Source organism: Enterocloster citroniae, from assembly GCF_040545455.1.
GTDB lineage: Bacteria > Bacillota > Clostridia > Lachnospirales > Lachnospiraceae > Enterocloster > Enterocloster citroniae.
Genome location: NZ_JBEPLZ010000027.1, coordinates 20,278 through 39,701, shown reverse-complemented (window position 1 = coordinate 39,701; position 19,424 = coordinate 20,278). Strand labels below are relative to the sequence as shown.

Sequence of the window (19,424 nt, the reverse complement as noted above, 5' to 3'; positions counted from 1 at the left end):
TGTTCCTCCTACTTTCCGATTCCCAGTATTTCAAACGCCTTGTCAAAGGGTGCGTGGCACATTCCCTTTTCCGTGATGATGCCTGTTATCAGCGAATGGTCCGTCACATCAAAGGCAGGATTATACACATGGATACCCTCAGGAGCCATACGCTCCTTATACCACATCTGTGTCACCTCATCGGGGCTTCGCATCTCAATGGGAATCTCCTTTCCGGTTGGTGTGTCCATATCAATGGTGGATGTGGGCGCGCACACATAGAAGGGAATCCCATAATGCTTTGCCAGAATCGCCACGCCGCTGGTTCCGATCTTATTGGCCGAATCACCGTTCATTGCAACCCGGTCACAGCCCACGAAAATAATATCTATCTTTCCGGACTGCATTAGGATAGAGGCCATGTTATCACACTGCAGAGTTGTTGTGATACCTGCGTTATACAGTTCAAATGAGGTAAGACGGGCGCCCTGGAGCAGCGGCCTGGTCTCATCACAATAAACGTGCATGGCCGTTCCCGGCCAGCCCTTTTCCAGTGCAATGTACATGGGGGCCGTTGCGGTGCCGTACTTTGCAGTGGCAAGTGTGCCTGCATTGCAGTGGGTCATGATGCCAATCTCTTTTCCCTCCTGCTTAAGCTCCTCTAACAGTCCAAAACCAATCTCTCCGATCACTCGGCTGATTTGGACATCTTCCTCACGGATAGCATCTGCTTCCTGAAAAAGAAGTTCCTTAATCTCTGCAACATCCTTTTCCTGATTGGCAGCCACGGTTCTGTCCATACGGTTCAGCGCCCAAAACAGATTGACCGCAGTGGGCCTGGAGGAAGCCAGGTAATCCTTTAATTCCTTAAATTCCGGATAAAAGGTTTCGTACCGGTCCGCGGTGATGCGTGAGGACAGCAATGCGATTCCATAGGCGGCCGCTGCTCCGATGGCCGGCGCCCCCCGTACCTTCAGCTTCTTGATGGCCTCCCAGATTTCCTCTTTTGTGCTGATCCGGATTCGTTTAATGGTGCCCGGAAGAAGGGTCTGGTCAATAATATCCAGCGCGCTCCTGTCCTCCTTCATGCGGACCGTAATTACTTTGTCAAAAAATTCTTCAACCGTCATGGCTTCATGCCTCCTTTACCTTAAGAGCAGTTTTGTATGATGCTGTCCATTTCAAAGTGTCTTTTCCGCCGCTTCCTTTGCCCTTTTTACCGCTGCCACAAAATCGGCACCGGTCCTAAAGGAACCTTGGTTCATGATATAGTCTTTTCCGGCCAGGATATTGATCCGTTCCGCAAGAAGGCGCTTTTTTTCATCCGTTATTGTTGTCACATCCACAACATTGGCCATGCCCACGGTCCTGCGATGCAGTTCTGTTCCCGCGTAACCCGCAGTGTCCCGAAGTATACCGTCAAAATACCACGCCTTGAATCCTTTTACCTTGGCCATGGGTTCGGTTACCGCTTCATCATACTTTTTGCTGAACTTTTCTATAAAGAGATCCACTGTTTCCTCAATGGTCTTTAAAATCCAGCCGCAGAAAGGTGCGTCATCCGTGGAAAGGCCGTTGTCATATGCAAAAATCAGATTTGCGATCACATTGCCGATGTCATAGCCCATGGGGGCGTAGGTCCCGAATTCAGAGTCGAAAATCTTTGTGGCGTCCTGACGGATGAAGATCGAGCCGGTGTGAAGGTCCCCCTGCAAAAGAGCCTGGGCATCAGTCATAAAACGGAATTTAAGCTTTGCAACTTCCAAATGAAGGGCTTCGTCACCGTAAAGCTCCCTTTTTACAAAATCCCCATTGGGCGCATATACATTGTTGCGGTTATTCAAGTCATTGTAAGGCTCCATAAGTACCAGTTTTTCCGTAATATCACAGAGGTCCGGTGAAATAAACTTTTTAACCAGCTCTTTTTTATCTTTGTGGTCCATGACAATGTCGCTGCTCAGCAGCAGCGTATTTACCATAAAGGTGGATACGTCTTCAGCAAACTTTGGAAAAGTCTCATGTCTCAGCATGGCATCCCGCATGACCGCATAGTCAGAACAGTCTTCCATTCCGCAGGCGCACATTATGGTATCAAAGAAATACACATGAGGCACCATACCGGGCGCGAACTTATCTTCCAGCATAAGGATTTCGGATTCCAGGCGGTTTCTGTCCCTGGAAGGCTTCATATCCTTGGATATCCTGGCCTCGGTTCCCGCCTGCTTGATATAGATGGAATGGCCTTTGCCGTCCCAGACCCGGTACACATAGTTTAAGTTGCCATGGGACGATGGTACGATTGCTTCCATGGAATCGCGGTCCCAGGGAATCTCCCCTGCCTTCTCCAGCGTGTATTCGATAACATCATCCACATTCATCTGAAAATAATGATTAAATCTTGACATATGTAGTAACCTCCCACTTAATCTTCTCTCTTAGATGCATAAGCTGCAATAAGCGCAAGTGCCAGAACAGCGCCCTTTACTGCAGGCAGAACATAGAACGGGACAGCACAGATGGTAAGCCCGTTCTCCAGCGTGGACACCAGCATGGCGCCAATCATGGTTCCCAGCGCATTGGGCTTCTCCGCGCCGCCTACGGTGCGTCCCACGAAAACAGCTGCCAGCGAAGGCATCAGGTAATTGTCACAGCACATAACCTGTGCGGAACTTCCTCTGGATGCCACCAGGATACCGCCGACCGCAATGAACACTGCGGTAATCATACCTGCCAGATAGCGGTACTTCTTAACATCGATGCCGGACAGCTTGGCGGCCTCCTTGTTTCCGCCCATGGCATAAAGATAACGGCCATGTTTGGTAAAATTAAGGAAAAGATAAGCCACAAACACACATCCCAGCATGATAATGATAATCCACGGCGCACGTCCGATGGCTGAAAATGATTCCGAAAGAGCGGTGCGGGCAGGCATAGCCCCCCAGGAGGTCTTCATGCCCGTGGATACTGCGCCTCCGCCAATATACCACTGACCGATACCCTGATGGACAAACATCAGTGCACAAGTGGCAAGCATGTCCGGAATTTTGCACACAAGGATCAGGAACATGGTCAGCTGGTACATGACCAGGGTAGCAAAAATACAGGTAATGATGGACATCCCCAGGGACATCCCAAGCCACAGATAGGCTGATACGAACACATAGGCAGAACAGCTTGCCAGTGTTCCGGCAGACATATCGAATCCGTCCGGTGCCATGGTAATGGTTGCTGCGATTCCAAATACCGTATTGATGGCCATTGCCCTAAGGATATTAACCATATTGCTTCCCGACATAAAGGCGCTTCCTTTATACCCTGTAAATGCGATAAAGCAAACAAGCAATGCCAGGACTGCAGCCCAATCCACTAGAAACCTTTTAACATTTGTACGACTTTTCATTGCTACAGTATCCCTCCTGTCTATTGAATCCGGTTTTTATTATCTGTTCCGCCAACCGAGTAGTACATGATCTCATCCTCCGTGGTCTTAGCTGTCTCCAGTTCCGCCATCACCGTTCCGTTATACATCACATACATCCGATCTGTTAAGGACAGCAGCTCAGAGTTTTCGCAGGATGCGTAGATCACTCCGTGGCCCTGTTTGGCGATTTGGTTGATCAGATGGAATATATCCTGCTTTGCTCCCACATCCACTCCTTTTGTGGGTTCGTCAAAGATATAGATATCACAGTCCGCTGCCAGCCATTTTCCAACCGCAACCTTTTGCTGGTTACCGCCGGAAAGATTTTTTACCTGCTGTCTCACGCTGGGCGTGGAGATTCCAAGGTCCTCTACATACCGTTTGGCATTGGCGTCAACCCTTCGCCTGCGGATAAAAGGACCGGTACAAAATCGGGAGAGGCATGCGGCTGATAAGTTGAAACTGACATTTTCATGAACCAAAACCCCCTCTTTACGTCTTTCCTCAGGCACCAGGGCCATGCGGTTCTTCACTGCGCCCGATGGGTTTGCTATCTTCAACTCCCTGCCCTTAAGCATGATTTTGCCATCGGTCATTTTAAATGCGCCGAAAAGGGTTTTACAGAGTTCGGATTTGCCTGCGCCCACCAGACCTGCGATTCCAACCACCTCGCCGCTCTTTACCTGGATGGAAACATCCTTTACCTTGCCGCGTGCGCCGGATAAATGCAGGGTTTCAAACAGCATTTCACCGATTTCACAGGCTTCTTTTGGAAAATTTTCTTCAAAGGCACGTCCCAGCATTTTCTCCACAATCTCTTTTGTGGTTGTCTGCCCTGTTACCGGCGTTGTGTCAATGATCTTACCATTTCGCATCACCGTATAATTCTCACATATTTCCAGAATTTCATTTAACCGGTGGGAGATAAAAAGAATTGCTATATTTTCTGTTTTATGTAAATGCTGCACAATACGGAACAGTTCCTCTGTTTCCGTATTGCTCAAAGGAGCTGTCGGCTCGTCAAGAATCAGAAAATTGCATTCTGACCGGATAGCCTTGGCAATGAGCACCATCTGTTTCTGAGCCAGGGACAGGTTCTGTACCAGCTCATGTTCATCCACCTGGTCACGGCTGATATGCAGCCGGTCCAGGGCCGCGCGCCCCTGTTTATATGCCTTATTCCAGTTTACGATATAGCCGCTCTTTCCCATGACCATATCGTTCTGGACAATATTCTCTGCCACTGATAAAGTAGGATACAATGCAGTATCCACTTCCTGATAAACAATCTGTATTCCCAGTTTTTTTGCATCCACCGGTGTTCTGATCTCAACCTTTTTATCATTTAAGAACACTTCCCCCGTATAATTGGAATTGGCCCCTGCCAGCACCTTCATCAACGTTGACTTGCCCGCGCCGTTGGCTCCAACCACTGCGCGGATTTCACCGGTTGTCACTTCAAAATCAATATCATCAAGTGCTTTGACACCTGGAAATTCAATGGAAACACGTTTTGTCTCTAATTTGATCCTATCCATGGAGTCCCTCTTTTCAGCGATAAAATCTTTTTAAAAAAAGGAAACGCAGGCCAAAACCCGCGCTTCCCTTTAAAAAACGATTGCCTATGGTTTTGTGTGCGAAAGAAAACCTCGTTTTTCACTGTCAGCTTATTAGTGGATTAAATCCTTTGGCATCCAGTCTGCTTCAGACAGATAGTCCAGGTTACCGTAAGTTTCACCTGCGATAGTCCCCAGGTTTTCTACTGTGGAATCTGATTGAAGCGCATCAGCCTTGATTGCGGTTCCCGGAACCTCTACCACGTCCACACCGTTCTTTCCGGTTGCCGGGTCAAAAATCTTGTCATACTGGTCTGCAAGCTGCAGCATCAGGATACGCATTCCGATTTCTCCGTTCATGGTCCAGTCAGTGGTGCCTGCCGCGGTCCAGATGTCGGGACGGGTCTGCATATTGGTAATGTCGACCGGGTCAATGTCAACAGACGCCATGGGAAGTGCATCGCCATTCTTGCCATTAAAATTGTCATTCTCAGCAATTGCATTATAAACACCCTGGCCGTACAGATCATAATAAGCAATGATGCCGTCCACATCCGCACGGTTAACGCCCTGGAGATATGCGGCTGTAACCGTATTGGCGGAATCAACTGAATCCTGCAGCGGCTGTACCTCGCCTACCGTCACAATCTTGCCTTCCGCCTCATATTTCTGCCAGCCGACCTCACGGCGGTCAAACGGGCTGTTGTAGTTAGGGCCTCTCCATACCTTAATCAGGCGGACGCCCTCACCGTACTCCTCGATCATCTGGTCAAGCAGAACGGTTACCAGAGACTCATCCTGCTGGAACATCTGGGTAACGCCCGGAAGCTTCTGATACTCGCCATCGGTGTAAAACTGAGTGTCAAATGTAACAATCTCCAGGTCCGGATACTGCTCTGTGATCTCCTTTAAGAATACATAAGAACCATCCTGGTTGCCATGGCTGACCAGCAGTCCGTCATATCCCGCAGATGCACAGGTACGGATGGTGTCCTGCCACTTGTTAAAATCACCGTCACAGAAAAAGAAATCAAACTTTACATCCAGGGCATCGCAAAGGGATGCGCAGGAATCCTTCCACATCTGGAAGATGGTTGCGGATGGCAGAAGCATGATATAAGCTACTTTTTTGCCTGCCACCGGGTTTTCCTCTGCAGCTGTTGCTTCTGCGGTTTCTGCTTGTGCTGCTTTTGTCTCTGCTTGCGCCGCCGTGGTCTCCGCCGTCTTGGTCTCAGCTGCCGTGGTGGCTCCTGAACCGCCTGAACCGCCGCACCCTGCCAGCAATGATGCTGCCACGGTAATTGCCGCAATCACACTGACCACTTTTTTCATTTTTTTCATTCGTACGTTTCCTCCTTTTTATTGGAATTGTTTACTAAACATTATTTGAACTGCTCCCTACGTGTTAACTAAATAGTACAACGATTCTTTTGGCGTGTCAATATATATTTGACATATTTGTTATTATTTTACATATTAAATTATATTTATTGTGCATTTTGGTTGAACAAATCAAAAAATAATATGCCCCTGGTTACTGCTGTATTATATGTTGTTTAGTAAACACATATTGTTTTCTCTGTAAAGAATTGACCCATTTCATACCGTGTGCTATAATCTCATCATAGTATGATTCGTAAGTTACAGGGATTGTTTAAAGATGTTTACTGCATTCTTTCTGCATTCCGGAAAGGGAGAAACCATATGACTGTCAGAGAACTGGCCAAGCAGATTGGTGTTTCACCCGCAACCATTTCCATTGTGTTAAACGGTAAAAAAGGGGTAAGCGAGGAGACACGTAAAAAGGTATTAGACGCACTTAAGACTTACCAGTACATGCCTCCTGTCCGCAAACCTAAAAGCGGTAAGAATGTACTTGTGGTGAAATTTTATAAAAGCGGTCTGTTGGTAGAAGAGAACCAGGGGTTTATTACCATGATTATTGATTCAATTGAAGAACAGCTCCGTGCAGAGCAGATTGGCATGACCCTGACCGTGGTAAAGACAGGCCTTAAATCCGCCCTTGATTCGCTGGATTACAGCAAATACTGCGGAATGTTCTTGATTGCCACAGAAGTCATGAGGGAGGATTTCGTACATCTGGATTCCATCCCCATCCCTTATGTGGTGGTGGATAATACGGTTCCCAACCATTACTGCAGCAGTGTATGCATGAACAATGGAGAGAATGTGTACATCGCCCTGCAGTATTTAAGAAAATGCGGACACACCGAACTGGGCTACCTGGGCAGTACCACGGGAGCCGAGAACTTCAACGAGCGACACGATGCTTTTATCAAATACGTAAAAGAAATGGATTTCCATTTTGACCCGCGCAATGAATTTCGTGTAAAACCCACCATGCTGGGGGCGCGGGATGATTTTGCACGGGTTCTGGAGCAAAAGCCAATCCTTCCGCCCTGCTTTTTCGCTGAGAATGATACCATAGCGCTGGGGGCAATGAAGGCCCTGAAGGAAAAGGGATATAAAATCCCCCAGGATGTGTCCCTTATGGGCTTTGACGACATCCCCTATTCCTCGATCAGTTCCCCTGCCCTCACCACCATCCATGTGCAGCGGAACATCATGGGCAAGCAGTCTGTCATCCAACTGATGCAGCTGATTGAGGATCCGCGTTTCATGCCTATGAAAACGCAGATCACCGGGCGGCTGGTTGTGAGGTCCAGTGTGAAGGATTTGACATCGGTTCTTTAGATGTGTGAGTGGAAGTTATTATCTGTATGCAGAAAAGTCACGGTCCTGGTTTCTAAAGGCCGTGACTTTTATATATGTGTATTTCCATGGAGTTCAGACTGCCGAACATCTGCTGTGATCACCACCCCTGTCATCCGTATAAATGGCTCCTATGCTTAACTTTGCCGGTTTGGATGCAAGAAAGACCATGAGATAGGTTGATTATGGCCGGCTGGAGTGAATCAAAAGCGTCTTTCGCTGCCCTGGGGATACAACGGTGGAGCAGATGGTCCCAAAGGAGTTCGGAGGTGGTTACAACCTAATACATTTTGTAAGCCAGGCTGTATGCCGATAACGAACCCAAAGCATGAGCCGATTAAAAAAGTATATGTCCAGATGGTAAAGGAAGTTGTGGGAAGTGGGGCGTCAGATCATGGGAACGATTGATGAATATATCAAGCTTCCTTGTACGCTGAGGGTACAGAATGGAGACAGTGGAAGATATATCCGAGGGAGGTTATGTGGTGTCATATCCTGATTTAAAGGGGCGTATTACTTGCACGGATACGATGGAAGCGGCAATAGCCAATGTTAAGGATGCAAAGTTGGCATGGCTGGAAGCAGCGCTAGAGCCTGTTTGAAAATTGCTTTCTGCCGGCTGTATGTTATTTTCAAATACGCTCTAGAGTCAGGCTGTGATATTTTGGAGCCGGATGATTTGGAAAAGTATTCAGGCCAGTTTAAACTGCGTTTGCCGAAATCATTGCACCGGCAGCTGACACAGCACTCCAAACGGGAAGGGGTAAGTATGAATCAATACTGCGTGTATCTCTTGGCAAAAATGATGTATCTGTGGATAACAAGTAGTGTTGGGTGCTCAAATTAATGATAAACATGCAAAAGAGTAAAGCTCTGGTACGGTAAATTACAGGCAAAGGTGATGTTGCCAGATGGTTTTTAACCCTGTTTTACAGGGGGAGGGAGTCAAACTTCTAGTTATATTCAAAACTTCCAGCTATAATAAAAGTAGGTTAACAAGCCACAAATAAAAAACTTGGGGTGCCCTAATGGACAAAAATACATTAACACATATGAGTTGGATGTGTAAATACCATATTATATTTGCACCCAAATTTAGAAGAAAAGCAATCTATGGGTATCATGTTTCTAAGGTGAATAATGACTGGCATCATAAATATAATGCTCTGATGCAAGTCGAGTAATGCGCCATTCACATCCGGCTTTAAACGCTTTAATCTGGCCTTTGCGGCACTGTTTAGATGCAGTGGCCGGTCTTATATCCGTGATAACACAGATTCTCGGTATTAGCCGAAGCAGTGTTTACAAACTGCTTCGGTCAGGAACAGCGAAATCCAAAAGAATTGGGTGTCTTTACCGTATCCAATCAGCTTATCTTGAAGATTATCTGTGTTTGGGGTATAATAGCAATGATTCATTTGCAGAGTTGCCGGACAAAGGAAGATGGGATATATGACTGGTAGCTTACAAACTAAAGGAAAGTGCTGTTATGCAGTATTGAACTTTTACAATACACAAGGAAAACGTATCCCGAACGTATCCCGAGAGTAACATAGGCTCTGTTCTAAGTGGAAAATTCAGTGTACTTGCATTAGAAAAAGGTGCGGAAGAGAAGGTAAAATAACTTGATTCGGCTGCCGGCGTAGAAAAAGTGTTGGAAGATTGTTAGAAGATTGTTGGGAAAATGCTTTATGTAAACTGATGACAAGGTAACAAAAAACCCTTGATTTCCAGTAAAATCAAGGGTTTCCACAGTCGGAGTAACAGGATTTGAACCTGCGACCTCTCGGCCCCCAGCCGAGCGCGCTACCAAGCTACGCCATACTCCGTTCTCGAACCTCTATGATTATAGCAAAGATTTTTCATTTTGAAAAGCCCTAATTTTAATTTATTCAGGAGAAAATAAGAATGACACAGGAAAATGCAGTAAAAAAGCGGATTTTCAGCTTCGATCTTGACATGACGTTACTGGATCACAAGACATGGGAGGTCCCTCCCAGCGCAATGGAGGCCCTGGAGCATATTAGGAAGGATTCCGTGATCGTCATTGCCAGCGGAAGAAACATGGACCACGAAATGAGTTCCATGTACTGCGATATCATCAAACCGGACGGGGTCATTCATATGAACGGCACCCGGGTGGTAGCAGGAGGAAATGTCCTGTTTGAGCATCTGATGGACAAGGACCGGCTGAGGTCTTTGCTGTCCTATGCGGATGAGCATGGCTATTCCATGGGGATCAGCACGGGAGGATATGATTATTATATTCATCCGGAAGGGGTTACCCGCATGGATGAGATCCGCTGGGGAGTGTCGGAGCGCAATTACAGGGATGGCTGGGAGCTGATGGAGCTGCCGGTGAGGACCCTGGCATACATAGGAGGGCCCCAGGGGGCCAAGGAGATGGAGGAGCATTTTCCGGATTTTAAATTCCCCATGTTTTCTGGAAATATGGGAGCTGATGTGGTGGAACGGGAGGCGTCCAAGGCAAAAGGGCTTATGCGTATCTGCGAGTTTTACGGGATCGGTATGGAGCACACCATTGCATTTGGAGACAGCATGAATGATTATGAGATTGTCCGGGAGGCGGGGATCGGGATCGCCATGGGAAACTCAGTGGATGAGCTGAAGGCAGTGGCTGACTATGTTACGGACGATATTGACAGGGATGGGGTCTGGAAAGCCTGCAGGCATTTTGGATGGATCTAAAATAAAAGGGTAACAGTTCAGGACGGCGGGAAAATGGGGGCAAAAGCGGGCGTTAAGCTTGCTTATAAGTCCGTTTTCGTCCCCATTTTCACATCGGATGGACATCCGATGCTTCTTGACCGGTTTTCCGGTCAAGAAGATGAGCCGCCCTGAACAGTTACATAAAAGAAATGGAGATTTGATATGGCAAGAAATTTTGACGTGGTAATCATTGGGGCAGGACCAGGCGGATATACAGCGGCACAAAAGGCATCGCAGTTTGGCCTTTCGGTGGCGCTGGTTGAGGCAAAGAAAATAGGCGGTACCTGCGTCAACAGGGGCTGTATCCCCACAAAAGCATTGCTTCATGCATCCAACATGTTCCATATGATGCAGAACTGCGATGTGTTTGGCGTATCAACGGACTTTATTGCCTTTGATTTCGGAAAGATGCAGAAATACAAAAAGCAGGCCGTGGCAAAATACCGCGAAGGCATAGAGGCCGGATTTGACCGGGAGAAAGTGGAGATCATACACGGGACAGCCACCCTGCGCAGGGACAGGACCGTGGAGGTAGAACTGGCGGAAGGCGGACGCGAATTTCTTCAGGGAAATGCAGTCATAATAGCAACAGGAGCCGTCCCCATGATGAACGACATACCTGGGGCAAGCCTGCCGGGAGTGTGGAACAGCGACAGGCTTCTGGCAGCGGAAAACTGGAATTTTGACCGCCTGACCATTATGGGCGGAGGCGTGATCGCAGTGGAATTTGCAACCATGTTCAGCAATCTCTGCTCCAGCGTGACCATTGTGGAAAAGCAGAAGCACCTGATGGCTCCCATGGATGACGTCATGTCGGCGGAACTGGAAAAGGAGCTTCGGCGCAAAGGTATCCAGGTATACTGCGATGCCACGGTCACTGAGATCATGGAGGAAGAGGGAAGCCTCAGCTGTGTGATCACGCCCAACCATGGGGGTGAACCCATAAAGACAAGGGCAGGACAGGTGCTGATGGCCATTGGGCGGCGCCCGGATGTGGATAAGCTTTTTGGCAAGGACATTTCCCTGGAAATGCAGAATGGAAAGATTGCAGTGAACAGTGATTTTGAGACCAGTGAGCCGGGCGTATTTGCCATAGGGGATGTGGCTGCCAGGACACAGCTGGCCCATGTGGCGGCGGCCCAGGGCACGTACGTAGTGGAAAAGATCGCGGGAAGGGCTCACAGCGTCAAGCTGGAGGTAGTGCCCAACGGCATGTTTGTGTCCCTTCCCATTGTGCCAAACTGTATTTACACGGATCCGGAGATTGCCACGGTTGGAATTACGGAGGAGCGGGCAAAACAGGGCGGGCTAAAGGTGCGCTGCGGACATTTTTCCATGAGGGACAATGGAAAGTCCATCATATCCGGTGAGGAGAACGGATTTATCCGCCTGGTTTTCGAGGCGTACTCCAATACCATTGTGGGCGCTCAGATGATGTGTCCCCGTGCAACGGACATGATCGGGGAGATTGCCACTGCTATCGCCAATGGGCTCACTGCGGAAGAAATGTCCTTTGCCATGAGGGCGCAGCCCACTTATAATGAAGGGATTGGAGCCGCCATTGAGGATGCGATGAGGCGTGAGCCGGTGTAGGGAACCATGGGTGAGGTTAGATTAGATGACGCAGGTTAGATGGAGCGGGTTACATGGCACGGGTTAGACGACCCGCGCAGGTGCGGGAGATAGATGGGCTGAAGGTTTGGACAGCACTGTTTGGGAAAAAGTGTTAATCAAGAGAAAGAGAGGAATAGATGATGGGTGTGATTCAGGAAAGACTGTGTGCACTTCGTGCTTTGATGAAGGAGCAGGGGATGGACGCATATCTGGTTCCAACAGCAGATTTTCATGAGTCTGAATATGTGGGAGAGCATTTTAAATGCAGGGAATATATCACAGGATTCACAGGCTCGGCAGGAACGGCCGTGGTGACCATGGATGAGGCCTGCCTGTGGGTGGACGGTCGCTATTTTGTCCAGGCTTCCCATGAACTGGAGGGAACCTCGGTGACCATGATGAAAATGGGACGGGAGGGCGTACCTGATGTAGAGGAATATCTGGAGCAGACGCTTCCCTCAAAGGGGTGCCTTGGATTTGACGGCCGGGTGGTTAATGCGGCGGCCGGGTTAAATCTGGAGGATGTGCTGGAAGACAAGAACGTCAGGATATCCTATGGACTGGATCTGATCGGAAGCATATGGGATCACCGGCCCGAGTTGTCGGCAAAGTCGGCCTGGGTTCTGGCCCAGCAGTATGCAGGAAAATGCAGCGAAGATAAAATACAGGATGTGAGAGAGGCCATGAAGAAAGCTCATGCCTCGGTCCATGTGCTCACATCCATGGATGACATTGCATGGCTTTTAAATATCCGGGGTGGCGATATACGCCATAATCCCGTGGTATTGTCCTATGTGGTGGTTACCATGGAACAGCTGTATCTGTTTGTAAATGAGGAGGTACTGGAGCATCGGGCATATCCGTATATGGATAATGGAGAGGACATTACCACCAGGCAGTATCTGGAAGATATTGGGGTTACGGTGCTGCCTTATGACCAACTTTATGATATGGTGGAAGGTTTCAGGAATGAGAAGGTGCTGTTGGAGAAAAGCCGCGTCAATTATGCGATCTACCGTTTGCTGGACAGCTCCAATAAGATCATTGACAGGATGAACCCCACCGCGCTGATGAAGTCTGTTAAGAATGATGTGGAGATTGAAAATGAGAGGAATGCCCATATCAAGGACGGCGTGGCGGTGACCAAATTCATTTACTGGCTGAAGAAAAACATTGGCAGGATTCCCATGGATGAAATCAGTGTGTCTGATTACCTGGAAAAACTGCGGATGGAACAGGAGGGCTGCATAGGACTCAGCTTTTCAACCATATCCGCATACGGGGAACATGGGGCAATGTGTCATTACTCAGCTACGGAAGAGACCAATATCCCCCTGGAGCCAAAGGGGCTGTATCTGGTGGACTCCGGCGGCCAGTATTATGAGGGAACCACGGATATCACCAGGACCATTGCGCTGGGACCGGTGACAGACGAGGAAAAGGAGCATTTTACACTGGTACTTATGAGCATGCTGCGCCTGGGAGCGGTGAAGTTCCTTCACGGCTGCAGAGGACTGAGTATTGATTATGTGGCCAGGGAACCATTGTGGAGCAGGGGGCTTAACTTTGAACATGGCACAGGCCATGGCGTCAGCTACTTGTCTAACTGCCATGAAAGGCCTAACGGGATCCGGTTTAAAATGGTGCCTGAGCGCCAGGATAACGGGGTTCTGGAGCCCGGTATGATCACATCCGATGAACCGGGACTTTATATAGAGGGAAGCCACGGTATCAGGACAGAGAACCTGACCGTGTGCGTAAAGGATGAAAAAAATGAGTATGGGCAGTTCCTGAAGTTTGAATTTCTCACATTTGCCCCCATTGACCTGGAAGTGGTTGACAAAACGCTGATGACAGAACGTGATGTGGAGCTTTTAAATGAGTATCACAGACAGGTATATGAGAAGATCGGCCCCCATTTGAATGAGGATGAGAGGGCGTGGCTGAAGGATGTGACAGCGGCGATCTAAGGCGGAGATTATAAGGAAAATCGGTGAAAAAGAAACCGGAGTACCATCAGGCGGAGCATGTGATATGGGAGCATATCAATGACTGTCTTTGATGGCTCCGGTTTTTGAGTGGTGTGGCTGCCAATAGGGGGGAGTGTTTGTTACGCACCTGGAAGGTCTACCACGATATAGGAATGGCCCATGGCCGGAAGGAGTTTCTCCAACAGATCCCGGGTACGGAATTTGATACTGGATGTATTGACATAGGGATGGCAGGGGAAATATTCCTGTTTTTGCATTGCATCCCTGTCAATAAGCAGCTGGATATGATACTCTGCATCATTCATAAGGGCAGGGATACTGACGAAACCGGGCGTGATATCCAGATGTATTTTCATATATTCCGGTTTCGCAAATGATAGGTGAGTACTGCTGTCTGGATAAAACAGAGGTTTTAAATTTTTTACTGCCGGGAAGCATAAGCAGGTAGAAACCGGTCTTTTGAGCATTTCGCAGAAATAAGTTTTTGTATACCTTCAGTGCTAGCAGTTTGTCGATCTCCTGGCATGCCTCTACGGTCGGCATGGCATCGTGGTCCAGGCGAATGTAGGGAATGAGGAGGGAGCCCAAAAGTTCGTAGGAGCGGATCTCCTGAGAAATGCGTCCGGTGGGATCGGATGGCCTTCCAATGTATCGAGTGGGGGCGATCTTGTATGGGGGATCGGGAGCAGATGTGGGATTATATGTGAGATTATATGTGAGATTATGTGTGGAAGTGTATGTGGATGGAACGGCGGAGACTGTGTGGGAATGTGTGATCATGTCTGTATCCGTTCTTGGGTGATAACTTGGGTGATAATTGCAGGCAGCTGGTGGTGATGTGGGAGGGGATTGGGCGGATATATGATAAAATTACACATTATATTAAATATATGGTAAAATGTCGATAGGGTTTTTAGCGGGATCAAGCGCCCCAAAAACCGACATGAAGTGATGATGACAAATATGTTATAGCAGAGGAGAGCGGGGATCAAGCCGCTGTCTGTACTGTTTTTAAGTAAAAACAGCTGTCAGAATGGGAGAATAAGACAATGAGCCGAATTGGTGGAAATGAAAGCGGGAACAGAACGGAGAAGAGGAACGGGGGGAAAGCAGAGAAGCGGTGGGAGCAGAGACCGGTGAAAAAGGCGGAAGTTGGCGGTACTCGTGGCAGGGGGGACGGTAAATATATGGACAAACATAGTGATAAATATGACGATAAATATAGTGATAAATATACCGATAGACATACCGGTAAATATTCGGACAAGGATACTGATAAACATTCTGGTAAGGATTTGGATAAAATGTCCAGGAGAAATCACGGGGGAAAACAGGATGCAGCGGCCAAGAGAGGGGATAGAGGGCCGCAGCGTGATGACCGGCGTAAGGATAAGAGGGATGAACGGGAACTGCGCAGCGGCAGGGATGACCGGGGATTTAGAATGGGTAAGTCCAGTGAGAATATTGGCGGTTTGAATGATAAAAGGGGGATAGGAAAGGGAAGGACAGAAAGACAGACAGTGGATCAACGGATAACGGATTGGCAGAGCCCGGATAGACGGAAGATGGGCAGACCTGTATCTGACCGGATGGTAGATAAAAAAGGAAAGCCGGAGGGAAAAGGACTTTGCCCGGTTATGAAACGGTGCGGGGGATGTCAGATACTGGATCGGGATTACAGTGAACAGCTGAAGCAAAAGCAGAAGCAGGTGGAGGAACTGTTTAAGGGTATCTGCCCTGTTAAGCCGATCATTGGAATGAAGGATCCATTCCATTACCGCAACAAAGTACATGCTGTGTTTGCCTGGGAAAAGGGAAATGTGATTTCCGGTATTTACCAGGAGAACAGCCATGATGTGGTTGCTGTGGAGAAGTGCATGATAGAGGATGAAAAGGCGGATGAGATTATCGGCACAATTCGCAATATGCTCAAGTCATTTAAGATACGTATTTATAATGAGGATACTGGCTTTGGACTACTGCGCCATGTGCTGATCCGCCGGGCATTTACAACCAATGAGATCATGGTGGTGCTTGTCACGGCATCTCCTGTATTTCCATCTAAAAATAATTTTGTTAAGGCATTGAGGGAAAAACATCCGGAGATCACCACCATTGTACAGAATATCAATGGGCGCGGTACCAGTATGGTTCTGGGGAACAAGGAACATGTGCTGTATGGCAAGGGATATATTGTGGACGAACTGTGCGGCTGCAGATTCCGTATCTCTTCCAGATCCTTCTATCAGGTGAACCCGGTCCAGACGGAAGTGCTGTATGGAAAGGCGCTGGAACTGGCAGGACTCACCGGAAAGGAACTGGTGGTGGATGCGTACTGCGGCATTGGAACCATTGGGATTATTGCCAGCAAACAGGCTGGGCAGGTTATTGGCGTGGAATTAAATCAGGATGCTGTGCGGGATGCGGTGAGCAATGCCAAGATGAATGATAGGAAGAACGTGCGTTTCTACTGCAATGACGCGGGACGGTTCCTGGTAAATATGGCTGAACGGGGAGAAAAGGTGGATGTGGTGATTATGGATCCGCCAAGGAGCGGCAGTACGGAAGAGTTTTTGGACTCTGTTGGAAAGATGGGAGCAGGGAAGGTTGTGTATGTGTCGTGTAATCCTGAGACTTTGGCCAGGGATGTGAGGTATATGAGGAAGCTGGGATATGTGGCGGGGGAGGTGTGGCCGGTGGATATGTTTCCGGGGACGAATCATACGGAAAGTATTGTCCTGTTGCAAAAGAGTGTTAAATGATGATTAGGTGAGATTGGATAGTTGCCGTGTGGTGAGGCGTGAAGGCTTTTGGCTTTCGCGCCTTTTCCTTATTGATGAAACGAGGTGATGTGTTTTGAAAAATATATATTATATGCCTGTGAAAAAAGAGAATATGGAACCGCTGCGTGTGGCGGCATATTGCCGCGTCAGCACTAAGAAAGAGACGCAGTTAGCCAGTTTGGCTCATCAAATTGTGGCATATACAGAACAGATATCAGATCATCTGGGTTGGGTATTTTCAGGAGTATTCTGGGATTGCGGAAGATGTGGATTAAGGAAAAAAGGCCGTAACGGATTGAAACATATGTTAGAAAGCGCTGCAGAGGGGAAATTCGATTACATAATCACTAAATCAGCAAAACGAGTATCCAGGAATACGGTAGAGCTATTGCAGATTATGAGATATTTGAAAGAAAGGGGTATTCAAATGTATTTTGAAATTGAAAATGTGAATTCGTTTGATCCGGATGCAGAAGCGGCAATAACCTTATCAGGAGCAATGGGACAAGAAGAAAGCAGAAATTTGAGTGAGAATATTCAGTGGGGGATTCAAAGAAAATTTGAGGAAGGATTATTTAGCAGCTATAAACATTTTATGGGGTATCGGTGTGTGGAAGGGGAATTGGTAATCGTTCCGGAGCAGGCCGAAATAGTACGGTTGATTTTTGAGTTATATTTAAAGGGTTACACGTTTTCACAGATAAAAAAACACTTGGAGGAAAGTGGTGTAAAAACGGTAACAGGCAAAACGGTATGGAGTGCAAATGTAATCCAGCAGATGCTAAAGAATGAGAAATATAAGGGAGACATGATGCTTCAGAAAACATTTACGGAGGATTATCTGAATGGTATACGAAAGAAAAATATTGGACAGCGTACCAGATATTATGTGAAAGGAAGTCATCCGGCTATTATTTCTCCGGAGATATTTGATAAGGTGCAGGAGGAAATGCTTAATAGAGCCAGGCTGAATAGAACAGCTAACGGCAATCAGATTAGCAGTGGTAACCGATATAGCAGCAAATACTTGCTTAGTAATTTATTGGTATGTGGGTATTGTGGCGGAGGATTCAGGCGTAGAACGGAGCGTGGGAAGATTGTGTGGAGATGTGGGACAAGGATGGAAAAAGGAAAGGCAGAGTGTGAAAATTCACCTACCTTGAACGATCAAGATGTAAGAGAGATGTTGGGAAAAGTTGTATGTAATGGGAAATATGATGAAAATGTCGTAAAGGATAGAGTGAAGAGAATAGATGTTTATGAGAAGCGGTTGATAATTTGTTATGCTGAAAAAGAGGGATATCAGATATGTGAGTTTGAATAATAGGTAAATGAGGATGTTATGTTGCAGAGGGGAAAATAAACGGAAATGAAGGAATCTTTCAGATGGTAATGGTGAGGGGAGTATGGTAAAATATAGTGAAATGGATATGGAAACTTAAGGAGTAGTATAATCATCGAATTTTTTTCGGAGATCTTTTGGCGGGGGAAGAGAAAGTGGAAAAATCTAATATATTGATGTACACAACAGAGGATGGAGTTACCAAAGTTGAAGTTACGTTTGATAACGATACTGTTTGGTTATCGTTAGATCAGATAGCAGATCTATTTCAAAGAAATAAATCCACGATATCCAGACATATAAAAAATATTTTTTTAGAAGGCGAGTTAAGCCGAAATTCAGTTGTTGCAAATTTTGCAACAACTGGTTCCGACGGAAAAAGATATCATGTGGATTTTTATAATCTTGACGTTATTATCTCTGTTGGCTATCGCGTGAAATCTTTGCGAGGAACACAATTCAGGATTTGGGCTACAAATATCCTGAAAGAATATATGATTAAAGGATTTGCGCTGGATGATGAACGATTAAAGAATCTTGGTGGAGGAAATTATTTTGATGAGTTGCTGGCGCGTATCCGGGATATAAGGTCTTCAGAAAAAGTGTTTTGGAGAAAAGTGCTGGAAATCTATGCGACCAGTATTGACTACAATCCGAAAGCGGAGAGTTCCGTACAGTTTTTTAAACAGGTTCAAAACAAGATGCATTGGGCAGCACATAAGCATACAGCGGCGGAGGTGATTTACCAAAGGGCAGATGCAGATAAAGATAATATGGGACTGACTACATGGAGTGGCAAACGTATAAAACTCTCGGATGTAGAAGTGGCGAAAAATTATCTTGATGAAAAAGAGTTGGATGCACTCAATAAAATTGTAACGGCATATTTGGATATTGCAGAGGTACATGCTTTAAATCAGGAGCCAATGTATATGAAAGACTGGCTGGAGACGATTGATGATTATCTCAGGATGACCAGACGTGATATATTAACAACAAAGGGGAAAGTAACACATCAGCAGGCCTTGGAGAAAGCGTATTTGGAGTATAAGAAATATAAAAGAAATCAGGAATATATATTGTCTCCTGTGGAATGTCATTTTTTAGAAAGTATAGGGGAATTAGATAAGTTGGACGAAAAAAACAATTAAGTAGGTAATAATGATGAGGAATTGTGGTTTGAAAAGGAAAGAGGTGAACTAAGGTATGGAATATGATATCATTTGGACTTTATAATCTTGATGTTATCATTTCTGCTGGTTTACAGAATGTTTA

The 19,424-nt window shown here is 46.8% G+C and carries 13 protein-coding genes, 1 tRNA gene and 3 pseudogenes; 10 read left to right on the top strand and 7 right to left on the bottom strand.

All coding sequences use genetic code 11. The features are described 5' to 3' along the window. Window positions 1-8 precede the first annotated feature (8 nt). The 5 genes from mtnA to ABID13_RS24180 form a co-directional block, all read right to left on the bottom strand. Complete coding sequence (gene mtnA / locus ABID13_RS24200; protein ID WP_007868326.1) at window positions 9-1,109, bottom strand: S-methyl-5-thioribose-1-phosphate isomerase; 1,101 nt, start codon at window positions 1,107-1,109, stop codon at window positions 9-11. Window positions 1,110-1,160: 51 nt separating this feature from the next. After that, complete coding sequence (gene mtnK, locus ABID13_RS24195; RefSeq protein ID WP_007868325.1) at window positions 1,161-2,384, bottom strand: S-methyl-5-thioribose kinase; 1,224 nt, start codon at window positions 2,382-2,384, stop codon at window positions 1,161-1,163. Between the two features lie 17 nt (window positions 2,385-2,401). Next, the gene (locus tag ABID13_RS24190; protein ID WP_007868324.1) at window positions 2,402-3,379 is read right to left on the bottom strand and encodes an ABC transporter permease; all 978 of its coding nucleotides are present in this window, start codon (window positions 3,377-3,379) and stop codon (window positions 2,402-2,404) included. Between the two features lie 20 nt (window positions 3,380-3,399). Further along, complete coding sequence (locus ABID13_RS24185) at window positions 3,400-4,938, bottom strand: sugar ABC transporter ATP-binding protein (protein WP_007868322.1); 1,539 nt, start codon at window positions 4,936-4,938, stop codon at window positions 3,400-3,402. A 132-nt stretch (window positions 4,939-5,070) separates the two neighbouring features. Next, window positions 5,071-6,297: a type 1 periplasmic-binding domain-containing protein gene (locus tag ABID13_RS24180; protein WP_048929568.1), complete on the bottom strand. Its 1,227-nt coding sequence runs from the start codon at window positions 6,295-6,297 to the stop codon at window positions 5,071-5,073. 288 nt (window positions 6,298-6,585) lie between these two features. On the opposite strand from ABID13_RS24180, the gene ABID13_RS24175 reads away from it, so the two are divergent. The 3 genes and pseudogenes from ABID13_RS24175 to ABID13_RS24160 all read left to right on the top strand — a co-directional run. Continuing rightward, entirely contained in the window at window positions 6,586-7,671 is a 1,086-nt protein-coding gene (locus ABID13_RS24175) for a LacI family DNA-binding transcriptional regulator (protein WP_117451968.1), read from the top strand. A 412-nt stretch (window positions 7,672-8,083) separates the two neighbouring features. Continuing rightward, window positions 8,084-8,536 (top strand): annotated as a pseudogene (locus tag ABID13_RS24165) (toxin-antitoxin system HicB family antitoxin). A 181-nt stretch (window positions 8,537-8,717) separates the two neighbouring features. Beyond that, a pseudogene (locus ABID13_RS24160) lies at window positions 8,718-8,807 on the top strand (IS200/IS605 family transposase); the annotation flags it as partial. A gap of 637 nt (window positions 8,808-9,444) precedes the next feature. Here ABID13_RS24160 and ABID13_RS24155 read toward each other — a convergent pair. Then, window positions 9,445-9,518 (bottom strand) — tRNA-Pro (locus ABID13_RS24155). Between the two features lie 79 nt (window positions 9,519-9,597). Here ABID13_RS24155 and ABID13_RS24150 point away from each other — a divergent pair. From ABID13_RS24150 to ABID13_RS24140, 3 genes are all read left to right on the top strand, one after another. Beyond that, window positions 9,598-10,398, top strand: coding sequence for an HAD hydrolase family protein (locus ABID13_RS24150; protein ID WP_048929567.1), 801 nt, complete (start codon window positions 9,598-9,600; stop codon window positions 10,396-10,398). 183 nt (window positions 10,399-10,581) lie between these two features. Next, a complete protein-coding gene (gene lpdA / locus ABID13_RS24145; RefSeq protein ID WP_007868139.1) occupies window positions 10,582-12,012 on the top strand; it encodes a dihydrolipoyl dehydrogenase in 1,431 nt (476 codons plus the stop codon). A 161-nt stretch (window positions 12,013-12,173) separates the two neighbouring features. Next, on the top strand, window positions 12,174-14,003 hold the full coding sequence (locus tag ABID13_RS24140; protein ID WP_048929626.1) for an aminopeptidase P family protein: 1,830 nt from the start codon (window positions 12,174-12,176) through the stop codon (window positions 14,001-14,003). 140 nt (window positions 14,004-14,143) lie between these two features. On the opposite strand, the pseudogene ABID13_RS24135 reads toward ABID13_RS24140, so the two are convergent. Further along, window positions 14,144-14,690, bottom strand: a pseudogene (locus ABID13_RS24135) (prolyl-tRNA synthetase associated domain-containing protein). Here ABID13_RS24135 and ABID13_RS24130 point away from each other — a divergent pair. From ABID13_RS24130 to ABID13_RS24115, 4 genes are all read left to right on the top strand, one after another. Beyond that, complete coding sequence (locus ABID13_RS24130) at window positions 14,671-14,826, top strand: hypothetical protein (RefSeq protein WP_197092173.1); 156 nt, start codon at window positions 14,671-14,673, stop codon at window positions 14,824-14,826. The pseudogene ABID13_RS24135 and the gene ABID13_RS24130 sit on opposite strands and share 20 nt — an antisense overlap. Window positions 14,827-15,073: 247 nt before the next feature. Further along, entirely contained in the window at window positions 15,074-16,786 is a 1,713-nt protein-coding gene (gene rlmD / locus ABID13_RS24125) for a 23S rRNA (uracil(1939)-C(5))-methyltransferase RlmD (protein WP_156200047.1), read from the top strand. 94 nt (window positions 16,787-16,880) lie between these two features. Beyond that, complete coding sequence (locus tag ABID13_RS24120; protein ID WP_048929566.1) at window positions 16,881-18,131, top strand: recombinase family protein; 1,251 nt, start codon at window positions 16,881-16,883, stop codon at window positions 18,129-18,131. 155 nt (window positions 18,132-18,286) lie between these two features. Continuing rightward, the gene (locus ABID13_RS24115; RefSeq protein ID WP_048929565.1) at window positions 18,287-19,300 is read left to right on the top strand and encodes a virulence RhuM family protein; all 1,014 of its coding nucleotides are present in this window, start codon (window positions 18,287-18,289) and stop codon (window positions 19,298-19,300) included. Window positions 19,301-19,424 lie beyond the last annotated feature (124 nt).